Source organism: Mesopusillimonas faecipullorum, assembly GCF_020539505.1.
Lineage (GTDB): Bacteria > Pseudomonadota > Gammaproteobacteria > Burkholderiales > Burkholderiaceae_B > Mesopusillimonas > Mesopusillimonas faecipullorum.
In genome coordinates this window covers 1-1753 of the sequence record NZ_JACDXW010000019.1, presented here as the reverse complement: position 1 = coordinate 1753, position 1753 = coordinate 1, and the positions used below count along the sequence as shown (strand labels likewise).

General features: G+C 53.6%; 1 rRNA gene. It reads right to left on the bottom strand.

Features of this window, described 5'->3' with window-relative positions:
• Positions 1-43 precede the first annotated feature (43 nt).
• A 23S ribosomal RNA gene (locus H0484_RS14980) occupies positions 44-1753 on the bottom strand; the annotation flags it as partial.

Sequence of the window (1753 nt, the reverse complement as noted above, 5' to 3'; positions counted from 1 at the left end):
TGAGTTTTGAACGACACTTGATCACGCTAACCTGCAAGGTTATAGGATCAAGCCGCACGGGCAATTAGTACTGGTTAGCTACGTGCATTACTGCACTTCCACACCCAGCCTATCAACGTTCTGGTCTCGAACGACCCTTTAGGGGGCTCTAGGCCCCGGGACACCTTATCTTCAGACGAGTTTCCCGCTTAGATGCCTTCAGCGGTTATCTCTTCCGTACATAGCTACCCGGCGATGCCATTGGCATGACAACCGGTACACCAGAGGTACGTCCACTCCGGTCCTCTCGTACTAGGAGCAGGCTCCGTCAAGTATCCAACGCCCACGGCAGATAGGGACCAAACTGTCTCACGACGTTTTAAACCCAGCTCACGTACCACTTTAAATGGCGAACAGCCATACCCTTGGGACCGGCTACAGCCCCAGGATGTGATGAGCCGACATCGAGGTGCCAAACACCGCCGTCGATATGAACTCTTGGGCGGTATCAGCCTGTTATCCCCAGAGTACCTTTTATCCGTTGAGCGATGGCCCTTCCATACAGAACCACCGGATCACTATGACCTGCTTTCGCACCTGTTCGACTTGTAGGTCTCACAGTCAAGCACGCTTATGCCATTGCACTATCAAGACGATTTCCGACCGTCTCTAGCGTACCTTCGTACTCCTCCGTTACACTTTGGGAGGAGACCGCCCCAGTCAAACTGCCCACCATGCACGGTCCCCGATCCAGATAATGGACCTAGGTTAGAACCGCAAACAGACCAGGGTGGTATTTCAAGGTTGGCTCCCTCACATCTGGCGACATGAGTTCAACGCCTCCCACCTATCCTACACAGGCCGGTTCACAGTTCAATGCAAAGCTACAGTAAAGGTTCATGGGGTCTTTCCGTCTAGCCGCGGGTAGATTGCATCATCACAACCACTTCAACTTCGCTGAGTCTCGGGAAGAGACAGTGTGGCCATCGTTACGCCATTCGTGCAGGTCGGAACTTACCCGACAAGGAATTTCGCTACCTTAGGACCGTTATAGTTACGGCCGCCGTTTACCGGGGCTTCGATCAAGAGCTTGCACCCCATCACTTAACCTTCCGGCACCGGGCAGGCGTCACACCCTATACGTCCACTTTCGTGTTTGCAGAGTGCTATGTTTTTAATAAACAGTCGCAGCCACCGATTCTCTGAGACCCCTTCATGCTCTAGGCGCGAGCCTATCACACTACCAGGGCATACCTTATCCCGAAGTTACGGTATCAATTTGCCGAGTTCCTTTTCCCGAGTTCTCTCAAGCGCCTTGGAATATTCATCCCGTCCACCTGTGTCGGTTTGCGGTACGGTCTCGTACAGCTGAAGCTTAGAGGCTTTTCTTGGGACCACTTCCAATCAGTTTAGGACCGAAGTCCTATTCAGCCACACCCTTGAATTACGCGCCCGGATTTGCCTGAAGCGCCTTCTATAGTGCAGCAACGGGAACTACCAATCTCCCGATGACCTTCCACGATCCGTCCCCCCATCGCACTGTACGACGGTGCTGGAATATTAACCAGCTTCCCATCAGCTACGCATCTCTGCCTCGCCTTAGGGGCCGACTCACCCTGCGCCGATGAACGTTGCGCAGGAAACCTTGGACTTACGGCGAGGGGGCTTTTCACCCCCTTTATCGCTACTCATGTCAGCATTCGCACTTCTGATACCTCCAGCATCCCTCTCGAGACACCTTCGCAGGCTTACAGAACGCTCTCCTACCGCGTGT